The organism is Acinetobacter chengduensis (assembly GCF_003664645.1).
Lineage (GTDB): Bacteria > Pseudomonadota > Gammaproteobacteria > Pseudomonadales > Moraxellaceae > Acinetobacter > Acinetobacter chengduensis.
The window spans coordinates 41,374-66,043 of sequence record NZ_RCHC01000008.1 but is presented as its reverse complement, the minus strand read 5'-3'; the positions used below and the strand labels follow the sequence as shown (position 1 = coordinate 66,043).

Annotated in this window: 25 protein-coding genes; 12 read left to right on the top strand and 13 right to left on the bottom strand. The window is 40.9% G+C overall.

Annotated features, from left to right (window positions below; translation table 11 throughout):
* Positions 1-6 precede the first annotated feature (6 nt).
* From wecB to tviB, 13 genes are all read right to left on the bottom strand, one after another.
* The gene (wecB, locus tag D9K81_RS08760) at positions 7-1,131 is read right to left on the bottom strand and encodes a non-hydrolyzing UDP-N-acetylglucosamine 2-epimerase (RefSeq protein ID WP_120375439.1); all 1,125 of its coding nucleotides are present in this window, start codon (positions 1,129-1,131) and stop codon (positions 7-9) included.
* Between the two features lie 108 nt (positions 1,132-1,239).
* Entirely contained in the window at positions 1,240-3,090 is a 1,851-nt protein-coding gene (locus D9K81_RS08755) for a polysaccharide biosynthesis protein (RefSeq protein WP_120375440.1), read from the bottom strand.
* 61 nt (positions 3,091-3,151) lie between these two features.
* Positions 3,152-4,321, bottom strand: coding sequence for a DegT/DnrJ/EryC1/StrS family aminotransferase (locus tag D9K81_RS08750; protein ID WP_120375441.1), 1,170 nt, complete (start codon positions 4,319-4,321; stop codon positions 3,152-3,154).
* A gap of 35 nt (positions 4,322-4,356) precedes the next feature.
* Positions 4,357-5,013, bottom strand: coding sequence for a NeuD/PglB/VioB family sugar acetyltransferase (locus D9K81_RS08745; protein ID WP_120375442.1), 657 nt, complete (start codon positions 5,011-5,013; stop codon positions 4,357-4,359).
* A complete protein-coding gene (locus D9K81_RS08740; RefSeq protein ID WP_120375443.1) occupies positions 5,013-5,615 on the bottom strand; it encodes a sugar transferase in 603 nt (200 codons plus the stop codon). The genes D9K81_RS08745 and D9K81_RS08740 overlap by 1 nt, the downstream gene beginning before the upstream one ends.
* Positions 5,612-6,754: a glycosyltransferase family 4 protein gene (locus D9K81_RS08735; protein WP_120375444.1), complete on the bottom strand. Its 1,143-nt coding sequence runs from the start codon at positions 6,752-6,754 to the stop codon at positions 5,612-5,614. The genes D9K81_RS08740 and D9K81_RS08735 overlap by 4 nt, the downstream gene beginning before the upstream one ends.
* Positions 6,751-7,845, bottom strand: coding sequence for a glycosyltransferase (locus D9K81_RS08730; protein WP_120375445.1), 1,095 nt, complete (start codon positions 7,843-7,845; stop codon positions 6,751-6,753). Before D9K81_RS08730 ends, D9K81_RS08735 begins: the two co-directional genes overlap by 4 nt.
* Positions 7,842-8,960 (bottom strand): glycosyltransferase, encoded by a 1,119-nt coding sequence (locus tag D9K81_RS08725; protein WP_120375446.1) that lies wholly within the window; start codon positions 8,958-8,960, stop codon positions 7,842-7,844. Before D9K81_RS08725 ends, D9K81_RS08730 begins: the two co-directional genes overlap by 4 nt.
* A gap of 33 nt (positions 8,961-8,993) precedes the next feature.
* Positions 8,994-9,542 (bottom strand): acyltransferase, encoded by a 549-nt coding sequence (locus D9K81_RS08720; RefSeq protein ID WP_120375447.1) that lies wholly within the window; start codon positions 9,540-9,542, stop codon positions 8,994-8,996.
* Between the two features lie 88 nt (positions 9,543-9,630).
* Complete coding sequence (locus D9K81_RS08715; protein ID WP_228199845.1) at positions 9,631-10,200, bottom strand: acyltransferase; 570 nt, start codon at positions 10,198-10,200, stop codon at positions 9,631-9,633.
* Positions 10,201-10,223: 23 nt separating this feature from the next.
* Positions 10,224-11,396, bottom strand: coding sequence for a lipopolysaccharide biosynthesis protein (locus D9K81_RS08710; RefSeq protein ID WP_120375449.1), 1,173 nt, complete (start codon positions 11,394-11,396; stop codon positions 10,224-10,226).
* Between the two features lie 10 nt (positions 11,397-11,406).
* Positions 11,407-12,429, bottom strand: coding sequence for an NAD-dependent epimerase/dehydratase family protein (locus D9K81_RS08705; protein ID WP_120375450.1), 1,023 nt, complete (start codon positions 12,427-12,429; stop codon positions 11,407-11,409).
* A gap of 14 nt (positions 12,430-12,443) precedes the next feature.
* On the bottom strand, positions 12,444-13,721 hold the full coding sequence (gene tviB / locus D9K81_RS08700; RefSeq protein ID WP_120375451.1) for a Vi polysaccharide biosynthesis UDP-N-acetylglucosamine C-6 dehydrogenase TviB: 1,278 nt from the start codon (positions 13,719-13,721) through the stop codon (positions 12,444-12,446).
* A 447-nt stretch (positions 13,722-14,168) separates the two neighbouring features.
* Between tviB and D9K81_RS08695 the strand changes: the two genes are divergently transcribed.
* The 12 genes from D9K81_RS08695 to ahr all read left to right on the top strand — a co-directional run bounded on the left by D9K81_RS08695 (position 14,169) and on the right by ahr (position 24,609).
* Positions 14,169-15,224 carry a polysaccharide biosynthesis/export family protein gene (locus D9K81_RS08695; RefSeq protein WP_120375487.1) on the top strand — a complete coding sequence of 352 codons (1,056 nt, stop codon included), beginning with the start codon at positions 14,169-14,171 and terminating at the stop codon, positions 15,222-15,224.
* The gene (locus D9K81_RS08690; protein ID WP_120375452.1) at positions 15,224-15,652 is read left to right on the top strand and encodes a low molecular weight protein-tyrosine-phosphatase; all 429 of its coding nucleotides are present in this window, start codon (positions 15,224-15,226) and stop codon (positions 15,650-15,652) included. Before D9K81_RS08695 ends, D9K81_RS08690 begins: the two co-directional genes overlap by 1 nt.
* A 19-nt stretch (positions 15,653-15,671) precedes the next feature.
* Positions 15,672-17,867 carry a polysaccharide biosynthesis tyrosine autokinase gene (locus D9K81_RS08685; protein ID WP_120375488.1) on the top strand — a complete coding sequence of 732 codons (2,196 nt, stop codon included), beginning with the start codon at positions 15,672-15,674 and terminating at the stop codon, positions 17,865-17,867.
* 253 nt (positions 17,868-18,120) lie between these two features.
* The gene (locus D9K81_RS08680) at positions 18,121-18,834 is read left to right on the top strand and encodes an FKBP-type peptidyl-prolyl cis-trans isomerase (protein ID WP_120375453.1); all 714 of its coding nucleotides are present in this window, start codon (positions 18,121-18,123) and stop codon (positions 18,832-18,834) included.
* A 59-nt stretch (positions 18,835-18,893) separates the two neighbouring features.
* On the top strand, positions 18,894-19,586 hold the full coding sequence (locus tag D9K81_RS08675; protein WP_120375454.1) for an FKBP-type peptidyl-prolyl cis-trans isomerase: 693 nt from the start codon (positions 18,894-18,896) through the stop codon (positions 19,584-19,586).
* A 191-nt stretch (positions 19,587-19,777) separates the two neighbouring features.
* Positions 19,778-20,530, top strand: coding sequence for a dienelactone hydrolase family protein (locus D9K81_RS08670; RefSeq protein ID WP_120375455.1), 753 nt, complete (start codon positions 19,778-19,780; stop codon positions 20,528-20,530).
* 44 nt (positions 20,531-20,574) lie between these two features.
* Positions 20,575-20,940 carry an HIT family protein gene (locus tag D9K81_RS08665; RefSeq protein WP_120375456.1) on the top strand — a complete coding sequence of 122 codons (366 nt, stop codon included), beginning with the start codon at positions 20,575-20,577 and terminating at the stop codon, positions 20,938-20,940.
* A 154-nt stretch (positions 20,941-21,094) separates the two neighbouring features.
* Complete coding sequence (gene mutY / locus D9K81_RS08660; RefSeq protein ID WP_121523201.1) at positions 21,095-22,126, top strand: A/G-specific adenine glycosylase; 1,032 nt, start codon at positions 21,095-21,097, stop codon at positions 22,124-22,126.
* Between the two features lie 87 nt (positions 22,127-22,213).
* Complete coding sequence (locus D9K81_RS08655) at positions 22,214-22,723, top strand: M23 family metallopeptidase (protein ID WP_120375489.1); 510 nt, start codon at positions 22,214-22,216, stop codon at positions 22,721-22,723.
* Between the two features lie 16 nt (positions 22,724-22,739).
* Positions 22,740-22,985 carry a hypothetical protein gene (locus D9K81_RS08650; RefSeq protein ID WP_120375458.1) on the top strand — a complete coding sequence of 82 codons (246 nt, stop codon included), beginning with the start codon at positions 22,740-22,742 and terminating at the stop codon, positions 22,983-22,985.
* Positions 22,986-23,002: 17 nt separating this feature from the next.
* Positions 23,003-23,590: a DNA-3-methyladenine glycosylase I gene (locus D9K81_RS08645; RefSeq protein ID WP_120375459.1), complete on the top strand. Its 588-nt coding sequence runs from the start codon at positions 23,003-23,005 to the stop codon at positions 23,588-23,590.
* A complete protein-coding gene (gene ahr / locus D9K81_RS08640) occupies positions 23,587-24,609 on the top strand; it encodes an NADPH-dependent aldehyde reductase Ahr (protein ID WP_120375460.1) in 1,023 nt (340 codons plus the stop codon). Before D9K81_RS08645 ends, ahr begins: the two co-directional genes overlap by 4 nt.
* The last annotated feature ends 61 nt before the right edge of the window (positions 24,610-24,670 follow it).

Below are 24,670 nucleotides of genomic sequence, written 5' to 3'. Positions count from 1 at the left end.
ATTTACTCAGTTATTTTTTAAAAATTCAATAATTTGCTGACAAGATGTGCCATCACCATACGGGTTATGGGCTTCTGCCATTTGGTTGTATAACGCAGTATCTTCAAGCAATTCAGATACAGATTTTTCAATCATTACTGCATCTGTACCCACTAGTTTAACCGTACCAGCTTCTACAGCTTCAGGACGTTCTGTGGTGTCACGCATAACCAATACAGGCTTGCCTAAAGAAGGTGCCTCTTCTTGAATACCACCAGAATCCGTCAATATTAAATAACTTTGATTCATCAAATACACAAATGGCAGATAATCCTGCGGTGCAATTAAATGAATATTTGAAATGCCAGACAGCAATTCATTTACAGGCTTTTGTACATTTGGATTTAAATGTACTGGATATACGATTTGTACATCTGAATATTTTTGCGCGATATTTGCTAAAGCTTGGCAGATATTTAAAAAGCCTTGACCAAAGTTTTCACGGCGGTGGCCTGTCACTAAAATCATTTTTTTGCTTTGATCTAAAAAACTAAATTTTGATTTAAAATCAGCAATGATTTTATGATCGGTTTCTACTTTTTCTTTAACATTAAGCAATGCATCAATGACGGTATTACCCGTAATCGTAATATTATGTGGGTTAATATTTTCTTTAATTAAATTATTATAAGAAGATTGTGTTGGTGCAAAATGATAATTAGCAAGTGATCCAGTTAGCTTACGATTGGCCTCTTCTGGCCATGGTGAGTAAATATCACCTGTACGTAATCCAGCTTCCACATGACCAATCTTTACTTTGTGATAGTACGCTGCCAAAGATGCAGCAAATGTCGTTGCTGTATCACCATGAACAAGCACAACATCTGGTAGCCATTCAGCAAAAACACCTTCAAGCCCTTTAAGCACACCAGAAGTTACATCAGATAAAGTTTGACCTGGTTTCATTAAATTTAAATCAAAATCAGGCGTTAATCCAAACAAATCAAGAACCTGGTCCAACATTTGACGATGTTGCCCCGTTACACAAACTTTCGTTTCAAAATTACTAATATCTTGCTTTAATTTTAATGCCAAAGGTGCCATTTTAATGGCTTCTGGTCTCGTACCGAAAACCATAAGAACTTTTTTCACGAAAAACCCTTTTATATAATGATGTATTGTAACGAATCCTGAACAGTGCAATATACTATCAAACTTATTATTAATAATGAATGCTTAAATAACACTTATAAATTTATGTTAACCCTTTGTATAACCATCAACATATTTAATTAAAATGTTATACAATAATTCTATATTATGATTATCTATAGCTAAATCACTAATTTTATTAAAGACCTGCGCAATTTCAGTATAAGTAATATAACTCTCATAAGATTTCATTATTCTTAAATGCTGTGTTTTTTCTACATTATCTGAATCAATTAATAATTCTTCATACAGTTTTTCGCCAGGGCGTAAACCTGTAAATCGAATTTCAATATCCCCCATACCATTTTCATCAATGGGCCTAAAACCACTGAGGCGAATCATTTGTTTGGCAAGATCAACTATTTTTACAGATTCACCCATATCTAGCAAAAATACATCCCCGCCCGTACCCATAGCACCGGCTTGAATCACCAACTGCGCAGCTTCAGGAATCGTCATAAAGTAACGTGTCACTTCAGGGTGTGTCACAGTCACAGGCCCACCTTGTGCAATTTGCTTTTTAAACAAAGGCACGACAGAACCCGATGAACCCAGTACATTACCAAAGCGCACAATACTAATTTGCGTGTGTGAATGGGTTGATGCTAAGCCTTGACAATACAACTCTGCCATCCGTTTAGATGCGCCCATCACATTGGTCGGACGTACGGCTTTGTCTGTCGAAATCAAAACAAAGGTTTCAATATTTTGATTTACTGCTGCATCTACACTACGCTGCGTACCAATTGAAGTGTTATATATTCCTTCAAATGGATTGGCTTCCACCAAAGGCACGTGTTTATAAGCCGCAGCATGATATACAGTCTGTACAGTGTATTGTTGCAATATACGTTCTAATTTTGATTGATTGGTCACGGAGCCTAAGACAGCTACCACCTGAATACCTGATGTCTGTAATTCTCGATCAATCGAATACAAGGCAAATTCAGACATTTCGAATAGCACCAGCATTTTTGGCTGATGCTTCACAATCTGACGACACAATTCAGAACCAATTGAGCCCCCTGCCCCTGTCACCATCACGACTTTATTTTTAATATTTTTTTCTAAAAGCTCAGGCTTTGGCGGTACAGGATCACGACCGAGTAAATCAATAATATCGACTTCACGAATATCAGAAACTTGAACTTGACCATCCACCAGTTGTGTCACCCCTGGCAGTTCCATAATTTTAACATCTGCCGAATCAAAAGACTCAATCAGCTCTTTTTTACGAGTTCGACCCACTGAAGGCATCGCCAGTAAAACTTCTTCAATACCGAACTTCCCAAGTTTCGCTTGTGCTTTTTTGGGTGAATAAATTTTTAAACCACTCAGGGATTGTCCTTGTAAAGAGCGTTTATCATCAATAAAACATACGGGCAAATAATCATCGGAGCGATTTAAAGCAGCCGCAATTTGTTGTCCCGCAAGGCCCGCCCCATAAATTGCCACGCGTTTACGGCTTTGCTTTTTAGCAAAAGTTTTTAACGTTGCATAACGAATGACTGCACGGCTCCACCACATATATGAAAACAGCATAAAGCCATACATGAGTGGAATACTCATGGGAATAAATGCGATATCTAATTTTTTGATTCCATACAACGCCACCATTTGAATAAAAGTAGCGATCAGAATGCGAATTAAATAGTCTTCATTAAATGAACGTACAATCGCACGATATATCCCTAGAAGAGCAAATACAGCAACACCGACAATAGCGATATAAATATACCAAGCGTCCAGCCCTTGCATGACCTGAACATTCGGACGTGCTAAACGTACTGCGTAGGCAAGCCACATCATCAGTGGTAAAACACAGATATCCATCAGTACCAAAACAATTTGTTTTTGGCGACGCGGTAATGAGGCTATAGAACGGATAAAGTCTTTCACAAGATGCTCAAATGGGGTCAATAAAGCGAATAAGAGCGCATATTATACGCTCTTTTCAGGTTTAGATTTTTGCGATGACTTGTTCAATCGTATCCAAAGTTTTTTGAATACTTTGTTCAGATAAGGTCGGATGTACCAAAAACATCAGACTGCTTTCACCTAAGGCTTTGGCATTTTCTAAACGCTGTGCTGGACGCCAGTTTGTGCCATCAAAAGCTTTTTCTAAATACACTTCTGAACATGAACCGCTAAAGCACGGGACATTTTGCGCTGAGATTTCCGCCATAATCCGATCACGTGACCAGCCTTCAGGCAAAGCATCGACATTCACCTGTACATAACATTTATAAGCGCCATGCACATAATCAGCAGATGGTTTTGATACAGTGAAATATGGACGATTCTCAAAGACTGCTTGAATACGTGCCATATGGGCATTGCGCTTCGCTGTCCATTCTGGCATTTTTTTCAATTGCAAACGACCAATCACCGCCTGCATTTCCATCATGCGCCAGTTGGTCCCAAAAGAGTCATGCAACCAACGGAAACCCGGTGGATGTTGCTTGTTATAAACGCTATCGAAGTTTTTACCATGGTCTTTATACGACCACATTTTTTTCCAAAGATGTTCATCGTTGGTGGTGACCATCCCACCTTCACCGCCCGTGGTCATAATTTTGTCTTGGCAGAATGACCATGCACCAATATGCCCGATTGAACCTGCAGATCTACCTTTGTACATGGCACCATGCGCCTGAGCACAATCTTCAATCACGAAGATGCCTTTCTCTTCCGCCAATTGCATGATCGGATCCATATCACACATCCACCCTGCCAAATGCACACAAATAATGGCTTTGGTATTCGGGGTGATCACCGCTTCAATGGTACGGCGTGAGATGTTTTGCGAACCGAGTTCGACATCGGCAAAAATTGGATTTGCACCCGCAGTCACAATGGAGCTTGCTGAGGCTAAGAAAGTGCGTGACGTGACAATCACATCATCACCCGCACCAATACCTAAAGCTTTGAGGGCTAAATCCAGTGCTACCGTACCATTCGCCACCGCAACGGCATGCTGAGTTCCTGTAAACTGTGCAAATTCCTTTTCAAATTCACGGCATTCTTGCCCAGTCCAATAATTCACTTTATTAGATAAAAGGACTTTTGATACCGCATCGGCTTCTGCTTGAGTAAAGCTCGGCCAAGGCTCAAACGCACTGTTTAACATGGAGTTTTCCCAGTCTAAAAATGGAGTTTAAAAATCTATTTGGGTTGCACAATACGTGCAGGGTTGCCGACCACAGTGACACCCGCAGGCACACTTTTGGTGACCACTGCGCCCATGCCGACAACTGCACCTTCGCCAATGACTAATGGCTGATCGGGTGTGCCCTGTTTAATCATTGCACCTGCGCCAATATAAGCATGGTCATGGATGTGAATATTACCATTACATTTTACGCCTGGCGCAAAGGTAACGAAATCCCCAATCACACAATCATGCTCGACATAGCTATATAAATTGGCATGAAAGCATTTGCCGATTTTAATATTCGAAGTGATAGTCACAAAGGGACTGAGCGCTGAACCTTCCGCGATCAGTGCTTCATCCATCACAGTCACGTTATCCGCCATAATTGACCAAAGCTGAATAGCATCTGCTTCTAAACGATTCGCTATTTTTTCACGCACACGACTATTGGCAATTGCAATTTGCACGTATTTTTCAGATGCTGTTTCATTCAAAAATGCTTGATAGTTCATGGCACGATGACCATTCACCATACCAATTTCCGTGAGCGCATCATCAATAAAGACAATTTCAGCACCTTCTTGTTCGCGTGCTAATTGCTGACGAGCAACAGCCATCAAACTACGCCCACAGCCTGAAGCCCCATAAATTGCATACAGTTTTGTCATTATTTTTGTTCCGGTGTGCCGGTAAATTTGCTCATAGTCACCTCACCTTCGGCACTGATATCATCCTTGGCAATGACTTTTTTTATGGTTTTCAGCATGATTTTAAAATCGAGCCATAGTGATTGATTTTCAACATACCATGTATCCAGTTCAAATTTTTTTTCCCATGAAATGGCATTTCGCCCATTTACCTGTGCATAACCGGTGATGCCCGGACGCACATTATGCCGTTTGGCTTGTTCGCTATTATATAAAGGCAAATATTCCATCAGCAGTGGTCGTGGACCAACAATACTCATATCGCCTTTAATGACATTCCACAGTTCGGGCATTTCATCAAGACTAGTCGCACGAAGCATTTTACCAAATGGAGTTAAACGCTCACTGTCAGGTAATGAATTACCTTGTTCATCCACTGCATCTTTCATGGTACGGAATTTGATCATTTCAAAGGGTTTACCATGAAGTCCCGGACGCACTTGACGAAAAAGCACAGGGGAACCCAAATTCTTTTTCACCTTATGCGCTACGATGAAATATACCGGTGACAGCAAAATTAATGCAGTTGAGGCAATTGCGACATCCAAAATACGTTTGATCATAGAGAGATTCCCATTTCGCGAAGCATGTGGGCATTGACTTGATGCACATCATATTTATTCAAGGCAATTTCACGTGAACGTTGACCCATCAGCTCAATCAGCTTCGGATCTTCAATAAAATACTGCATGCTCTGCACCAAATCATCGACTGATTTTACCCCGACCAAATAACCATTAACACCATGCGCTACGGTTTCACGGCAACCTGGGGCATCGGTAGTAATGATCGCTCGACCCATCGCCATCGCCTCTAACACGGTGCGTGGTGTGCCTTCACGATACGATGGCAACACATAGACGGAGCTTTGGGCAATTGCAGGACGGACATCACTGAGTTTACCCCAATATGTTAAGCGACCATCGGTAATCCAAGTATCGAGTTCAGTTTGCGAAATGGCAGAAGGATTATCATCAATCCAGCCGACCAAATGAAATTCCGCTTCAGGATAATGCGCTTTGATGATGCGTGCCGATTCGGCATATTCACGTACACCTTTATCCCCTAAAAGTCGTGCGATCAGTAAGAAGGATGCTTTCACCTGCCCTTGCGCATTTTTCGGCAAGGGCATCACGTCAAAATCTTGTACATTCACGCCTGAACCATTCACCACCACAGTCGGCTTCTTGACATCGAGTAACTGCATGTCTTGGAACAGTTTTAAGTCATCTGGATTTTGGAAAAAGATTTTACCACTGTGTTTTAAGGCTTGAGCATATAAACCATGTACCATTTTTTGGAACAAACTACGCTTGCCTGATTCGACATTTTGAAAGGCATAGCCCAAACCAGTAATTAAAGCAAAACGATGCGGTACTTTTGCCAACCATGATGCGAGTGTGCCGTAAATCACCGGTTTAATGGTATAAGACAATACATAATCAGGCTGAATTTGGCGAATTTGTTGATACAGGTTTTTGAGTAATTTTAAGTCTGCCAGTGGATTGGTGCCCGTACGTTGCATTGGAATTTCATGCAAGTGATAGCCAAGAGCTTGCAATTTTTCCTGTTCCTCAGGAAAAATTGCAAACTCAGGTGCCATGATATGAATCTCATAGCCTTGGACAGAAACCGCTTCCAATAATTTGCCCCGAAAATTCAGCACCGATGGCAAAAAACTACTGATCATTAAAAATTTCATGCCTGTTGGCTCCACACCTGCATATATTGACGGCTGACGGTTGCAATACTGAAATTCTGCTCGACCCGTTCACGCGTTGCCTGTTTTAAGGCTTGTTTTTCTGCTTCGCTTTTGTCTGCGTACGCTAAAATCGCATCTGCCAAGGCTTGCGCATTTCTTGGTGGAACGATACTGCCTAAGTCCTGCACAATGTATTTGGCATCACCGACATCGGTACTGATACATGGCAAACCAGAAGCCATCGCTTCCACCAACACATTAGGAAAACCTTCGGTGATTGAGGTCATGAGGAATGCATCAATCGATTGATAAAATGCCGGCATATCGGAGATTTGATCAAGAAGCTGGACTTTGTACGAGTCTAGTTGATATTGCCCAAACAAGGCTTTGACTTCAGGATTATCTAAACTTGCACCAGCGCCTGCGATTTTAAAGATGATGTTTTCATTTTTCAGCAAGCCCATAGTTTCAAACAAATACGGGTAGCCTTTGGCAGTGTGATAACGCCCTGCAAAACCAATCACAGTCGGCTCATTTAATTGTAAATTCGGCTGAAATTTATCAAGAAATACACCATTGGCAATGACATGTTGGTTCGCATTTTCAAAACCAAATTCAGCATGTTGCTGTTTAGAGGAATGCGCGCAGTAAATAATGGCATTGGGCTGTTTCGATAAAAGCTTGCTTAAGCCCAAAGCAATTTTGGTGCTGACCGATTCATCTTTCGGTGAGGCTAACGAGTGATGAATACCCCACACCACATTCAGTTTTTGCGTTAAACCAATCACACTGAGACTGGTCAAGGCATTGGCATGATACATCCAACATTGCACGGTTTTGGGTTGTAGTTTTTTCAGCAATACACGTATTTTTTTGATCGTGCCCAGTGTATTTAAGCCATTCCAACCCAGCGCATAATACGCCTGACAGCGGTCTAAAGTACTTTTATACACTTCGGAAGTTTTCATCAAACTTATGATCACATGCTGATACTGATCTTCTGTATATTGAATCAGGCGTGCCAGCATCATCTCTGCACCGCCCACGCCTGCAAAGTTGGTGATCACATGCACCATTAAGGGTTTATTCATGATGCTGACTCCAGCATACGCAGATATTGTTTCAGCACCGTCTCTTTATGGAATTGCTGAATATGTGCTTCGAAATTCTCATCTGAATAATGAACATAGTCCGCAAAAATCGCCTGTTGCATGGCTTGTGTTAAACCTGCCTGATCATTGCATTCGACCAACAAACCAAACTTAGAATGGTCTAGAATTTCCATCGGCCCGCTTGGACAGTTGGTACTGACCACTTTAACTTTAGAGGCTAAAGCTTGAATCAGAACCCCAGGTAGACCTTCCCAATTTGAACTTAAAACAAAAAGCGATGCATATTTAAAATAAGCGTATGGGTTTGAATCAAAGCCCGGTAAATCCACTACGTCTTTTAAACCCAAGTCCGCAACCAAAGCCTCAAACTCTGCACGCAGTTCACCCTCACCTAAAATCAATAATCGGGTTTCAGGATGCAAATCATGCAAGGCTTTAAAGGAACGGATCAGAAAACCAAAGTTCTTTGCTTCAGTTAAACGTCCCACTGCCAAAATCACGTTATTGGCACCATTTAAAAATTTGTGTGTGACTGGCGCTTTGAGTTTTTCGAAATAAGCATCGTCCAATACAGGGTTATAAATGGTGCTCAGATTATTATTTTTATAGCCATAATATTCACGAAAATCTGCTTCAACCCCTTTAGAGACACACACCACCTGCTGTGCCATGGGATAAGTCCAATTCACGAGAGTTTTCAGCACAAATTTAGCAATACCTTGCAATTTTAAGTTTTTGGACGGCGTAGACACTTCACGGAAGATCAACCGCGTTGCAACACCTGCGAGTTTTTTCGCGATGCCTGCCACAATATTGGTATGTGTTTGTGTTGCGACCAAGCAATCGTATTGCTCAGCTTTCATTTTTATTTTTAAGGGCGTGATGCTATTCATCACCCGACCGCAATTAAAATTGACCAATTCAATTTTAGAACTCACTTCAGGTAACAGCTTGGCTTTATCTCCATTCAGGTCACATACGCCTAAATGAATATTGAGCCCTTGTTCAGCAAAACTGTTCGCCAGTTGAATGACCGTACGTTCTGCACCGCCACCGCCCAAGCTTGGCAAAAAGAACATCACTTTGTTCAACATAATCAGACCTAAATTTTATGAAATGGGAGAATATTAAAGAGATTTTTTTGAGGCTTGAATCGCCATGGCACGTTCCACACGCTCGCGATAATCCGTAATACCAACCAAGTCACTATCGCTCGCACAAGCGCTTTGAATTTTGGCTTGATAATCAGCAAAGCTCGATACCACTTTGGCAGGTACGCCAATCGCCACGCTATGGTCAGGAATGTCTTTGGTGACCACTGAACCCGCACCAATCACCACGTTTGAGCCAATGCTCACACCCGGCATAATAATGCTATTCACACCAATAAATACATGCGAACCCACTTGAATCGGGGCAAAGCGTTGATAGCGTTTCCCTTGCGCATCTTTGACTAAACAGGTACTGCCATCATGAGTAATAAATTTAACCCCTGAAGTCACCGTCACATGATCGCCCATGCTGACTAAAAAGGGTTCTGATCCCCAACTTTTAATATAGATTCGGCAGTTTTCCCCAACGGTCACACCTTTTTTACGTGCATAAGCCACACTGCCCTTCGCCATAAAATAAGCAAGATCAAACAGCTGTCGAAAAGCAGAAACCATAAATGCCATACGCATGACCTATGTCAGGATCAAAAAAGGGAGAAAATTAAGCTAAATATTTTACGCTGAAAATGTGTTTTACGATACGCATAGCACTTTATACAGATTTGATTTTTTTGGCCGGAATACCGACATATACCCCTGACTCAAGCAAAGGTTTTGACACCAAACTGCAGGCGCCAATCACACTATCATCGGCAATAGTTACACCATCAAGCACTGTAACCCGTGCACCGAGCCAAATATTTTGCCCCAAACTCACCCCTTGTTTGGTAATCGCATCTTTCACCAAAAGATCAGGTTCACCAAATTTATGGTTGCTGGCAATCAAAATACTTTGTGTACCAATACGGGTGTTATCGCCAATGCTTATACCGCCACAACCGTTGATAAACGATTTAGAATTAATACTGACGTCTTTACCAATCGACACTTTGCCACCAAAGCATTTGATATAACAACTTTCACCAATAAAACTATTATCTGCAATCTCTAAAATCGCACCTTGCTCGACGATAAGGCTGACATGATCGCCAATATAGACATTCTTGCCGATCTTGACTTGGCCATTAATCTCTAGGGTACATGCTTTGCCGAAGTAACGGAATTGTGTGCCAAATGCCATGTTGTACATCACTTTACGGCACTGTGAAGCAAACCAATTCATGTATTTTAAGATTTTAAAAAACATCAGTTCTTGTTTCTCCACACCACATATAAAATGGCAAAGTTATAGAAAATTAACGCCACAGGCACGGCAAGCAACATATACACTTGATCAGCAAAGGCTACGTAGAAGCCTGCAAATAAAGCGAATTTAATCAGCAGTTCAACAATTTGCAATTTAAACAGCACTTGGCTATTTCGTTTGGCAATCAAATACGCTGAACTTGGTGGATTACAGAAAATCGCCCAATAACCCAAAGCTAAAATTTGAAAATAAGCCGAAATACCGACCCATTCACTGCCAAAAGCCCATAAATATAAAGATTCAGGCAATACAAAGACCAAAGCAAATAACGGCAGTGAAACTAAACTGAGTAGTACACTGGCTTTTAACGCATTTTGGCTGGAATCCGCATCTTTAAATTTACGGATAAAAAATTGACGCAGGGTTTGTGAAATTAGATTGATTGGGACACGTAAAGTCCGTTCGACAATGGCATAAAAACCCATCGCCTGTACACCGACAAAATGCGACACCACGTAGTAAGGCAAGTTATGCGAAAAGCTATTCAGCAAGGCATGTGGGGTATTGCTATAAATAAAGTCTTTATAATGTTTAAATGCCTGCCAACTGACTTGATACAGTTGATGCTTCATTAAATAGATCAGCACCGCCACAATCATGATGATTGAACTCAGATTATAGCTATTCACCAAACTAATCTGCATCACGAGCGGTAATGACAGTTGAACCGCCACCACGATTGCACTACGAAATATATTTAAACCCGCACAAAAATATTCTTTATGTGCTGAAAATTGGTAATTGTATAAGCTTTGAATAAGAGTATTAGCCAGCACACCTGTGGCCACTGCAAACGCCATTTCCACATTTAAAATAAAGCTGATGACGATGCCACCCATCACAGCGATTGCTGTTGAAAATACCGTTCCTTCAAAGATCAGGCTTTTTTTATCTTGTTCCTCAGCGACCAATAAGGCTTGATCGAGACGTAAATTAGCAACGGTCGATAAAACACTGACTATTGCCAATGCAATCCCATAAGCGCCAAAGTCAGCAACAGAATATAGGCGTGTTAAAACAGGAAGTGCGATAAATGTAATTATCGCACCGACCAGTAAACTTAATGTAATCAGTCCAATGGACTGATATCTTGCGAAGAGTTTCGCAATCATCTGTTCAATATCATTTTAAGTTGTTCACGTACCAACGCATCGCAAGTTGAATGCCTTCGGCAATTTTAAATTGCGGTGCATAACCCAAGCCTTGCTCAATTTTGGCAATACTGGCTTGTGAATGCCGTACATCGCCCGCACGGAATTCACGGTACACAGGATCACGGTCAAATTGAACGTTATTGGTCGCAAGCGCAACTTGAATGGCCCGATACAACTCATTGAGCGTAGTACGGTCACCCACTGCCACGTTATACACCTGATTTTTTGCTTCATTCGATGCTGTTGCCGCTAAAATATTGGCTTGAACCGTATTATCAATAAAACAGAAGTCACGGCTGGTTTCACCATCACCATTAATAAACACATCTTCACCAGCAATCATCGATGCCGTCCATTTTGGAATCACCGCAGCATAGGCACCGTTTGGATCTTGCCGTTGACCGAACACATTAAAATAACGTAGGCCAATCGCTTTAAATCCGTATGCACGCGCAAATACATCCGCATATAACTCATTCACATATTTAGTGACTGCATAAGGTGAAAGCGGATTACCAATATTTTCTTCCACTTTCGGCAATGCAGGGTGATCACCATAGGTCGAACTGCTGGCTGCATAAGTAAAGCTGGCAACACCTGCATCACGTGCAGCAGTGAGCATATTTAAGAAACCACTGATATTGGTTTCATTGGTGGTGATTGGGTCAGCAATCGAACGTGGTACAGAACCCAGCGCTGCTTCATGCAACACATAATCCACACCAGCACATGCTTTTTGGCAATCTGTAAACTGACGGATATCACCTTCAATAAAACGGAAATTCGCCCATTGCTCAGCAGTGACTAAGCCTTGCACTTCATCTAAATTATGCTGATGACCTGTGGCAAAGTTATCTAAACCCACCACTGTTTGATTGAGCTTAAGTAAAGTTTCTAAAAGGTTCGAGCCAATAAAACCTGCGACACCTGTCACCAACCAAGTTTTAGGTGCAGTTTTGAGCTTGTCACATACCTGTTGATATTGATTCATAATGGCATGTCCTCTTATAGACGAAGGTCAGATTCGGCTTGAGATAACACATATTTCAAGTCATACAGCACATGCTCAGATTTACCCAAAGCACGGATGGCATCAACGCCCATATCTTTAAATTGATGATGTGCAACTGCCAAAATCACAGCGTCGTATTTGTGATTTTCAAGTGCTTGTACAGAACTAATACCGTATTCATGTTCAGCCTCTTGAGCATCTACCCAAGGGTCATAAACATCAGCATCTATGTGATATTCTTTGAGTTCATTCACAATATCAATAATGCGTGTGTTACGGATATCTGGGCAGTTTTCTTTAAAGCTTAAGCCTAAAATCAGCACTTTAGCATCTTCAACTTGAATGCGCTTTTTCAGCATTGCTTTGACTAATTGAGTCACCACATAAGCACCCATGCCATCATTTAAACGGCGACCTGCTAAAATAATTTCTGGGTTGTAGCCAATCGCTTGTGCTTTATGGGTTAGGTAGTACGGGTCTACACCAATGCAATGACCACCGACCAAACCTGGACGGAACGGCAAGAAATTCCACTTGGTGCCTGCAGCTTGCAACACGGCTTCTGTATCAATGCCCATTTTATTAAAAATCAATGCCAATTCATTAATTAAGGCAATATTCACATCACGTTGGGTGTTTTCAATCACCTTGGCTGCTTCTGCAACTTTAATACTTGATGCTTTATGTGTGCCTGCTTCAATAATCAAGTTATACACTTGATCGACATAATCAGCGACTTCTGCTGTTGAACCTGAAGTGATTTTTAAAATATTGGTGACACGATGTAGTTTATCACCTGGGTTAATACGTTCAGGGCTATAACCTGCATAAAAATCTTGATTGAACTTTAAACCTGAGTTTTTTTCTAAAACAGGAATACAAACTTCTTCAGTTGCACCAGGATAAACTGTGGATTCATAGACAACAACATCACCATTATTTAAAACTTTAGCAATACTTTCGGATGCTTTAACCAAGGGAGTAAGGTCAGGTTGCTTAAATTCATCAATCGGCGTTGGAACGGTAACAATAAAGAAATTACAATCTTCTAACTGCTGTAAATTGGTGGTGTAACTTAAATGCGTTGCTTGCTTTAATTCTTCTGGTGAAACTTCTAAAGTATGATCTTGTCCGCTCTGTAGCTCATCAATACGCTTTTGATGAATATCAAAACCCACAACGGGTACTTTCTTGCCAAATTCTACAGCCAAAGGCAAACCCACATAGCCAAGTCCAATAATTGCTATTTTTAGTTCAGAGAGTTGTAACATATAGACGCCTTGCTATCGATGCAGAGTGATTCATCGTTAGGTTGAAATAGCCCTCTAATATAGCAGAATTTGCTACTAGATGATGCGGTAGAACAAAGGATCACGACATAAATCAACATTAAATATGAGCTTTGATACATTATAGAAATAGACTTAAATGTATTTATAAACCCTTATTTAAATAAATTAGACCAACATTCAAATACATATTAATAACCTTATAAAACAGTTCAGCATGTTTACATCAGATATTTTGGAAAAGCATACGACCTAAAGTTTTCTTGTGTTATATTAGCGCCCAATAATGGTATAAATTCATACCGTGTTTTAATCTATATTTGGGGTTTTGTTAACCCGTATGTGTGTGACCCAATTATTTTTATAAATAGGATTTGATTTAGAGTGGACTTATACCGTTACAGTTTAATCGCAGCTCTCAGCTTGGGAATGACTGGCTGCGCAATTACTTCAGGTTTACAAACCTATGATTTACCAAGTGAAGGCTTATATCAAACTGATCTTGGTACACAAGTTAATGTGGTAAAAATCACACAAGAATCTCTTCCAGCTTTTCAGCCCGCTCAATTTAATCAACAAAGTTTTGCGCATTTATTTAATCGTACACATACCAATTATAAACTCAGCGCTGGCGATATTCTGTCTATTTATTTATGGGCTTATCCAGAAATTACTCCACCCGTAAACAATATTAATAATGAAGTGGGTGTTCAATCAAATGGCTATCAAATTGACCAACAAGGTTATATTCAGTTCCCTGTGATTGGTCGTTATAAAGCTGCTGGCAAATCTTTGGCGCAAGTCAATCAAGAACTGCGCAATCAATTATCACGTTATCTAAAAACTCCTGATGTTGTTGCACGTGTTTTGTCCTATCAAGGTCAGCGTTACTCTGTTCAAGGCAACGTCATGAAAGGTGGACAATTCTTCCTGAGCGATCAGCCAGTCAGCGTATATACTGCCTTAGGTCTTGCTGGTGGCGTAAACACACAATTTGGTGACAACACTTCAATTACTTTAGTGCGTCAAGGACAAACTTATGCCCTTAATAGCATCGAATTAGAAAAAGCAGGCTATTCACTGCATAACCTCCTCATTCAACCCAATGACACGCTTTACGTCAATTCACGTGAAAACCAAAAAATATATGTCATGGGTGAATCCGGAAAAAACCAATCCCTGCCAATGCGTGATCAAGGGATGACTTTAAGCGATGTGCTGGGGGAAAGCTTGGGCTTGAATCCACTCTCTGCAAGTCGTGGCAAAATTTATGTTGTCCGTAGTAGTCCGAGTCATCCGATGACTGAAATTTATCATTTAAGCTTAGACAGCATTGGTGATTTTGGTTTAGCCAATCAGTTTAAAATGCGTAGCAATGATATCGTTTATGTCGATGCATCAGGGCTTGCTCGCTGGCAACGTGTCGTAAACCAAGTGATTCCGTTCTCTAATGCACTTTATAATTTCGATCGGTTAGGTCAGTAATGCAGATTCAAAATATTTTAGTGGTCTGCATTGGTAATATTTGCCGTAGCCCAATGGCAGAATATTTTTTAAAACAGGAACTTCCACATTTAAAAATACACTCGGCAGGTATTTCTGGTCTCGTAGGGCACCCTGCAGATGAGAAAGCGCAACATTGCATGGCTGAATTGGGGATTCAAATGCAGGCACATGTGGCGCGTAAGTTGAATGCTGATCTCATTAAACAAGCAGATTTAATTCTGGTGATGAGTCAAAATCAGCAAAAACATGTCGAGCAAACCTGGCCTTTTGCCAAAGGCAAAACCTTTCGCTTAGGCCACTGGCAAGGACGCAACATTGCTGATCCTTATCAAAAGGATCAAGAAACATTTAATGAAGCCTGTGCACTCATTCAGCAATGTGTCACTGACTGGAAAAACCATATTTAATTATTTTTGAATGACGATTATGAGCCAACAAAACACCAATACTGAAGACACCATTGATTTAAAAGAATTATTCTTCTCATTAATTGCTCAATGGAAACTTATTGCGCTCTGCGTTATTTTAAGCTTAGTTTGCGCGTTACTATATCTTCGCGCCACGCCCGATACCTATTCGGTGGATGCCTTAGTTCAAGTTGAAGAAAACAAAGGGGCTTCAGCTGCTCTATTAGGCGATCTTTCTAGCATGATTGATCAAAAGCAACCTGCACAAGCTGAAATTGAGATTTTAAAATCGCGTCTGGTTCTTGGAACAGTCATTCAAAATCTTAACCTAGATTTAAAAATTTCCGGCACTCAAAACTCATTCACAGATCGCTTATTCGCACCACATAACTATCAAACTGAATACTTAAAACAGTCAGTTATTTTTAAAGATGACGAAAAGTCATTTGATGTTCGTAAATTTCAAGTTCCAGCAACTTATTTAAACAGATCTTTAAAACTGAGTTTTGATGGCAATAAATTCTCTCTCATTGATACACGCAATGATCAAACGGTATTTAATGGAACGTTAAATGCTAATAATCAAGTGCGTACTGCTGAAGGTATTTGGAATATCAGCATTTTCAGTCAGGATGAATTCAAAGATAGCTATCTACTTGAAAAGCAAACTCTGCCAAATGCAGTCAATGATATTTTAAGCAATTATTCAGTTGCTGAAAAAGGTAAAATGACTGGCATTTTAGGCCTAAATTATCAGGGCCAGGATAAAGAGCACATTACTAAAGTGCTCAATGCTGTTATGAAAGCTTATAGCCAGCAAAATATTGAACGTCGTTCTGCAGAAAGCGCACAAACTTTAAAGTTTCTCGATGAGCAACTGCCAGATTTGAAAAAACAGTTGGATACAGCAGAACGTGAATTTAACAAATTCCGTCAGCAATATAATACCGTGGATGTCACTAAAGAATCTGAGCTTTACTTGACCCAAAGCGTGACGCTTGAGACACAAAAAGCTGAATTAGAACAAAAAGTTGCTGAAGCTGGTGCTAAATACACCGCTGAACATCCTGTAATGCAACAGATGAGCGCACAACTCACTGCATTAAACAAAAAAATTGGTGAATTGGAAAATACACTTAAACAGCTTCCTGACCTACAACGTCGTTATTTACAACTGTATCGTGAAGTTGAAGTGAAACAGCAAATGTACACCTCTTTACTAAATTCTTATCAACAACTTCGTATTGCGAAAGCTGGTGAGATTGGTAATGTTCGTATTGTGGATACGGCAGTTGAGCCAATTGAACCGATTGCACCGAAAAAGCTACAAATTCTGATTCTTTCTATTTTCCTTGGTGGATTCCTTGGTACCTTGTTGGCATTACTGCGCAACATGATGCGTTCAGGGATTAAAGATTCTTCTCAAATTGAAAATGAACTCGATTTACCAGTTTATGCCACCGTACCACGTTCACCTGTACAAGAAAGTCGTATTAAACTGTTAAAGAAAAAGAAAACTATTCCTGTTCTTGCAATTAAAAATAACGATGACATTGCAATTGAAAGCCTACGTAGCATGCGTACCGCAATTCATTTTGCAATGAATAGTGCTAAAAATAATTTGATTATGATTTCAGGTCCAGCACCTGAAGTGGGTAAATCATTTATCTCGACCAACTTGGCTGCAATTTTGGCGCAGAGCAATAAACGTGTACTTATTATTGATGCAGACATGCGTCGCGGTTATTTACATAAGTATTTCAACTCTGAAAACACACCAGGCCTTGCTGATTATTTAAATGACCAACACAATTTGGATAGCATTATTAAGCAGACAGAAATTTCTGGTTTAAATGTCATCACGCGTGGTAAAAACCCTACAAATCCTTCTGAGCTTCTCAGCTCTGCAAAATTTGCAGCGTTATTAGAGCAACTTTCACCTTTGTATGATCATATTATTATTGATACACCACCAGTGTTGGCGGTAACAGATGGTATTATTATTTCACAATATACCGGTGTAAATCTTGTGATTGCACGTTTTGCAAAAACACAAATGAAAGAGCTTGAATTGACCATGAACCGCTTTGAACAAGTGGGTGTCAAAATTAATGGTGTCATTCTAAATGATATTCAGCGTGGTACAGGTGGTTATGGCTACGGTTATGGCTATAATTATTCTTATGGTTACAAAGCGAATCCAGAGCAAGACTAGAGCACTATTGTTCAAAAAACCAATGCCATGCATTGGTTTTTTTATACAACGAGAATGAGCCATACAAATTAAATTTTGGCGATTAAATCCATTTTATTTGTATGATAAATGTTTTATACATTCAGTCTGTTATAGAATATTTTATATGACAGGACTATGATGAGTTTTCCAGCTCAAGCAATTGCGCCATGACTGGAAAAGTCTGCTAATCTTTTCAGCAACTTTATAGATTTAAAATAATTTGGGAAATTTTATGAGTAAGGCCCTACCCATTGCTGTCGCTGTTGTACTAGGCGGTGCTGCACTTGTTCCAGTGTATTTTGCGTCACAAAAACCAGCTGTACAGGCTGCGACTTCAACTCAACCTGCAGCCAATGCTTCTGCTGTCGCAAAAATTAGCTATGCATTGGGTTATGAAGTTGCCCATCAAACACCACCTGAGCTTGATATTGATAGCTTTGTAACAGGTGTTCGCGCAGGCCATGCACGTACACAACCTGCTTATACTGAAGAAGAATTACAAAAAGCTTATGTGCAGTTCCAAAAAGACATGCAACAAAAGCAGAATGATCAGGTACAACAAGTGCAAGTTGCAAGTGACTCTTTCCTTGCTGAAAACGCAAAAAAACCTGGCGTTGTAACGACAGCTTCTGGCTTACAATATAAAATTACGCAAGAAGGCACAGGTAAACAACCTCAAGCTAATTCAATCGTGACCGTACACTACAAAGGTCAATTGGTCGATGGTAAAGTCTTTGACAGCTCAATTGATCGCGGTGAGCCAATTGAATTCCCACTGAATCAAGTGATTCCCGGTTGGACTGAAGGCTTACAACTGATGAAAGAAGGCGGTAAAGCTACACTCTATATTCCATCAAAATTGGGTTATGGTGAAAATGGTGTTCCTGGAACAATTCCACCAAATAGCACGCTTATTTTTGATGTTGAACTGATTAAAGTGAAATAACAAAAATGATTCCAAGGAGAGCATTTGCTCTCCTTCATTTATTTTGAGAACGATACACCATGAAAATTAAAATAAGCCTGTTATGCTGTGCACTCCTAAGTGCTTCTACCTTTGCAAAAGAGGTAAATACCAAAAGTAGTACTGCTGAACAAGTCGGATATAGTTTTGGCTACCTAATGGGTCGTAGCAATGCCGATGCTATGAAAGATATGGATATTGATGCATTTGTACAGGGCTTAAAAGCATCATCGCAAGGTCAGGCTGCAACTTTAACTGACGAAGAAATGACGCGTGTATTGACCCAATTCAAACGTCGTGCAGAAGCAAAACAGCTGATTGAACTTAAACAAAAAGCCGATGAAAATGCAAAAATTGGTACTGCTTTTTTAGCTGAAAATGCAAAAAAAGAAGGGGTGAAAACAACTAAGTCTGGTTTGCAATATATTGTAGTTAAAGAAGGTACAGGCAAATCACCGAAGGCCAATTCAAATGTAACCGTCAATTATGAAGGTCGTTTGATTGATGATACTGTTTTTGACAGTTCAATAGCACGTAACCATCCTGCTAACTTCCAACTGAGCCAAGTTATTCAAGGCTGGACTGAAGGCTTACAATTGATGAAAGAAGGCGCGAAATATCGTTTCTTTATTCCTGCAAATTTGGCTTATGGCCAAATTGGTTCAGGTGATGTGATTGAACCCAACAGCACCTTAATTTTTGATGTTGAGCTACTCAGCGTGAATTCTAAATAATTCATTACAATTCAGGCTTATCACTTATTATTAGGGCTAAGCCTGCCTCATCCCTACGCTACTGCTGGCTTCCATCAAATACTGCATATTTTTAGCTTAATTTTTTCTTTTTAATCCCCGCCTTGATCATAAATAACTTATATTTTTATGCTTTAATCTTTGCATTCATATCGCAATAAGGATTTGGCTTCATGGCTCTGAAAATAAAAACACGTGAAATTCAATATAGTGCAGCGGACGGTACGCTCTTAATTGGATATTTTGCCACACCCGAAACTGATCATGCTGTTCCAGGCGTATTGGTTTCACCCGAATGGTGGGGACGCAATGAATATACAGAGCAACGCGCACGAGAATTAGCAGAAAATGGCTATGCTGCCTTAGCTCTCGATATGTATGGCAATAAGAACGTTACCACAGATGCCAAACAAGCCTATGCTTGGATGATGCAAACCTTTGAGCAAAGTAACACCATTGTAGATCGTGCTTCTGCAGCACTAGATTGTCTTGCTTCTCAACAAGAAGTTGATGGATCTAAGCTGGGCGCGATTGGCTTTTGCTACGGTGGCAAAGTCGTTTTAGATTTGGCACGTTCTGGCGCTCCTTTAAGTGCTGTTGCCACATTCCATGCAAATTTATCTGCCCAAATACCAGCAGAAAAAGGTCAAGTTCAAGCGGAAATTTTGGTTCTGCATGGGGAAGATGACAGCATGGTCAGCTTAGATGATGTTGCAAAATTTAAAGAAGAAATGTTTAACGCTCAGGTCGAGCATGAAGTCATTGTTTATGAAGATGCTAAACACGGATTTTCAAATCCATTAGCAGATGAGCGCGCCAAAGCCAATGGCGTAGACTTGGGCTATAACGCTGAAGTAGAAAAAAAGAGCTTAGCTGCAATGTATGATTTACTGCAACGTAATCTTAAAACAGCTGAATCAATTTAAGTTTATAATTTGAATATCCACTGATTCGAAGTGAGGGTCACACCATGAATGACATGCACTGCCCATATTGTGATAACCATGATTCTGCTGTACTTGCCCAAAATGAATTTGGGATGATTCTCCCAGAACCACAAAGTCTGTCTAAAGGACATTGTGTCATTATTCCAATACGTCATGTGAGTTCGTTTTTTGAAATCACAGATAAAGAACGTAAAAGTCTTATGTCTTTATTGGAACAAGCACGTAATGAATTGAATCTGATTCATCAGCCTGCTGGTTTTCATATAGGTTTTAATGATGGCAAGGCCTTTGGTACACAAGCGCAACATTTGCATATTCACGTTATTCCCTACTATGACAATCAAGACTTAGTCCTCGATCAGCGTTGGGGCAAATCAGCACAGCTGTAATTCATACTGTTAGCGATGTTTTGTAAATAAAGGCCCACATAGGGCCTTTATCTTTTTAAATATGGCACTTTGATAATGTTGAAATTAAATCTCAGCACGTCAAATTTGAATGGTCTACAATAAGGCGCGTTTTTCACTGTGCTAATGATGTCCCATGTCTTTTAAATTTTCTGATGCTTTGCTGGCTTGGTTTGATGTTCATGGCCGCCATGATTTGCCTTGGCAAGTCGCGAATGATCCATACAAAGTCTGGGTATCTGAAATTATGCTACAGCAGACTCAAGTCAAAACGGTACTCCAGTATTTTGAACGTTTTATCACACGCTTTCCGACCGTACAGGACTTAGGTCGTGCCAGCTGGGATGATGTGGCGCCTTATTGGGCAGGTTTGGGCTATTATGCTCGCGCACGCAACTTACACAAAGCTGCAGGTATCGTTGCACAAAAAGGTACTTTCCCAACTCATTTAGAGGAATGGATTGAATTACCTGGAATCGGCCGTTCAACGGCTGGGGCACTCATGTCACTCGGTTTGCGTGAATACGGCGTAATTATGGATGGCAATGTGAAACGGGTTTTATCTCGCTTTTTTGCTATAGAAGAGGATTTGTCTAAACCCCAACATGAGCGTGAAATGTGGAGCTTGGCAGAACAGCTCTGTCCAACCGAACGTAATCATGATTATACCCAAGCCATTATGGATTTGGGTGCAACGGTTTGCACACCTAAAAAAACACTTTGCTTGTATTGCCCAATGCAACAACACTGTAAAGCACATCAACAGGGTATAGAAACTGAACTCCCCTTTAAAAAACCTAAAAAGCCTGTTCCTATAAAAGAAGCTCAAGTACTTTTGATTCGTTCCGCAGGAGAATGGCTTTGGATACAGCGCCCCAATCAGGGTTTATGGGGAGGTTTGTGGTGTTTACCTATTTATGAAAATTCTATTGATTTTCAAAATGAGGTCCAACGCCATTCGCTTCAGCAAGAAATTGCACGCACTCAAATCACACATAGTTTTACCCATTTTACTTGGCAACTGGATGCCATTGCCTTTGAAATTTCGAGTGATCAAAAAGAACATTTGGCAATTGAATTCGAAGGTCAGTGGCTAACGCCTCAGGCAGCCTCTGCGCTGGGCATTCCAACTGCAATGAAAAAATTGATATCCGCCATCAATCTATGACATAGTCAGGACACAGTGCTTCGGCACATCCGATTAGATCATAGAGGACTTGCCTTGCTGCGCTGGATTGCAATTGTCATTTTAGGAATGAATCTGCTGTGGCTGGCAGCCTGTACCAGTACGCCGCCTGCACCATCAAAACCCGCACTGTCACCAGCTCAAGTGCAAAAACTCCAACAGATGCGCCTACCAAGTAAACTGCCTATTCCTGTTGACGATATAAAAACAAAAAATCTCAAAGATACATGGGGTGCATCACGCAGTAGTGGCCGTACGCACGAAGGCATTGATATTCTGGCTCCACGTGGAACCAAAGTCTACTCCGCCACCGAAGGCTTGATTGCTGACTTACGCAATAACAATTTGGGTGGTAAAGTGGTATGGATAATCGGGCCAGCAGGCTCTTGGCATTACTATGCACATTTAGATGACCATAAACGTGGACTCAAGGTCGGAGATTATGTGAAAAAAGGTGATCTCATTGGCTATGTGGGCAACACTGGCAACGCTCGCCATACCGCACCACATCTACATTATGGTATTTACTTAAATGGTAAAGGCCGAGGTGCAGTTAACCCCTTCCCTTATTTACGTTAATTATCAGGAAATATTCATGTCAGAAGCACTGATCAGCCGCCTTGTTGAATTTGCAGAATCAGGTAACCAACAAAAAATAACCGTGGCTGGACAGACCCATCAAGGCTGGATTATGGAAATTACCGAAGAAGCACTGATGATTAGTACAGGCTATGCAGATAAAGCTGGCAAAGATGTATGGATTCAATTTAGTGATTTAGATCAAGCGGTGCTGTCTTATTGGGACAATCAAAATGATCAATGGTCTGAATTTAAACTTTAATGGGATGAGCTAAAACCATGACTGTCCAACGCTGTGCGTGGTGTACACAAGACCCGCAGTATATCCACTACCACGATCATGAATGGGGCCACCCTCTACATGATGAAGCACAGCTATTTGAAATGTTGTGCTTAGAGGGTCAGCAAGCAGGGCTTTCATGGATTACAGTACTGAAAAAGCGTCAGGCTTATCGCCAACACTTTTTTCAACATGATATCGACACCATTGCCAATATGACTGATACGCAATTGGGGGAAATTGTACAAGACCCGAGTGTGATTCGGCACTTAGGCAAGTTACAGGCCATTCGTAGCAACGCAATTGCATGGCAAAATTTAAAGCTCACAGGTATCGACCCTGTAGCATGGTTGTGGTCATTCTCAGCCCAACCAGCACTTTGCAATGATGTCCCTGAATATCGTCACGCACCAGCTCAAACAACAGAAAGCCAAGCCATGTCTAAAAGCTTAAAAAAACAGGGCTTTAAATTTGTTGGACCCACCATTTGCTATGCCTTTATGCAAGCTGTCGGCATGGTCAATGATCATGAAAATAGTTGTGACTTTAAATATCGAATTATTTTGGAAAAAGGAACTTTGAGATGAGTGAAAATACCATTCGTGCCTATGCGGCCATGCAAGCAGGCGAAGCACTGCAACCCTACCAATTTGATGCGGGTGAGTTACAGGCGCATCAGGTCGAAATTCAGGTTGAATACTGTGGCCTATGCCACTCAGATCTATCCGTCATTCAAAATGATTGGCACTCTAGTGTGTACCCTGTAGTTGCTGGTCATGAAATTATTGGCACTATCTCGCGCTTAGGTTCTGAAGCCAAAGGATTGAAATTAGGCCAGCGTGTGGGTGTGGGCTGGACTGCAGAAAGTTGCCAATGTTGTGATTCATGCATGGCAGGAGAGCAAGTTCAGTGTACAGGCGGAAAAGTCTCAACCATCATTGGGCATGCGGGGGGTTTTGCCGACAAAGTCCGTGCAGGTTGGCAATGGGTTATTCCACTGCCCGATGACCTTGATCCTGAATCAGCTGGCCCTTTGCTCTGTGGTGGTATTACTGTATTTGATCCCATTTTAAAACATGAAATTCAAGCCATTCATCATGTTGGAGTGATTGGTATTGGTGGTCTAGGTCACATGGCCATTAAATTGTTGAAAGCTTGGGGCTGTGAAATTACCGCATTCACCTCTAGCTTAGATAAAACCGATGAACTCAAAGCGATGGGCGCAGATCATGTGGTGAGTAGCCGTGATATAGAGGCACTCAAAGCACATCGTGGTAAATTTGATCTACTGCTCAGTACCGTTAATGTTACGCTCAACTGGCAGGCTTATTTAGCGACTTTAGCGCCCAATGGCGCAATTCACATGTTGGGGCTGGCACTCGAACCCATGCAAATTCCAGCGGGCGCACTCATCAGTGGTTCGAAATCTGTCACTGGCTCGCCAACAGGTTCACCTGCCACTTTGCGCCAACTGCTCAAATTTGCCGCGCGTAAAAACATCGCTCCACAAATTGAATTATTTCCAATGTCTCAAATTAATGAGGCGATTGAACGACTTCACTCTGGTAAAGTCCGTTACCGCGTAGTGCTTAAAGCAGATTTTTAAGTCACTAAGCTAAAGAGCCTGTAGTGATACAGGCTTTTTTATGTCGCGATCACGCAGTGAT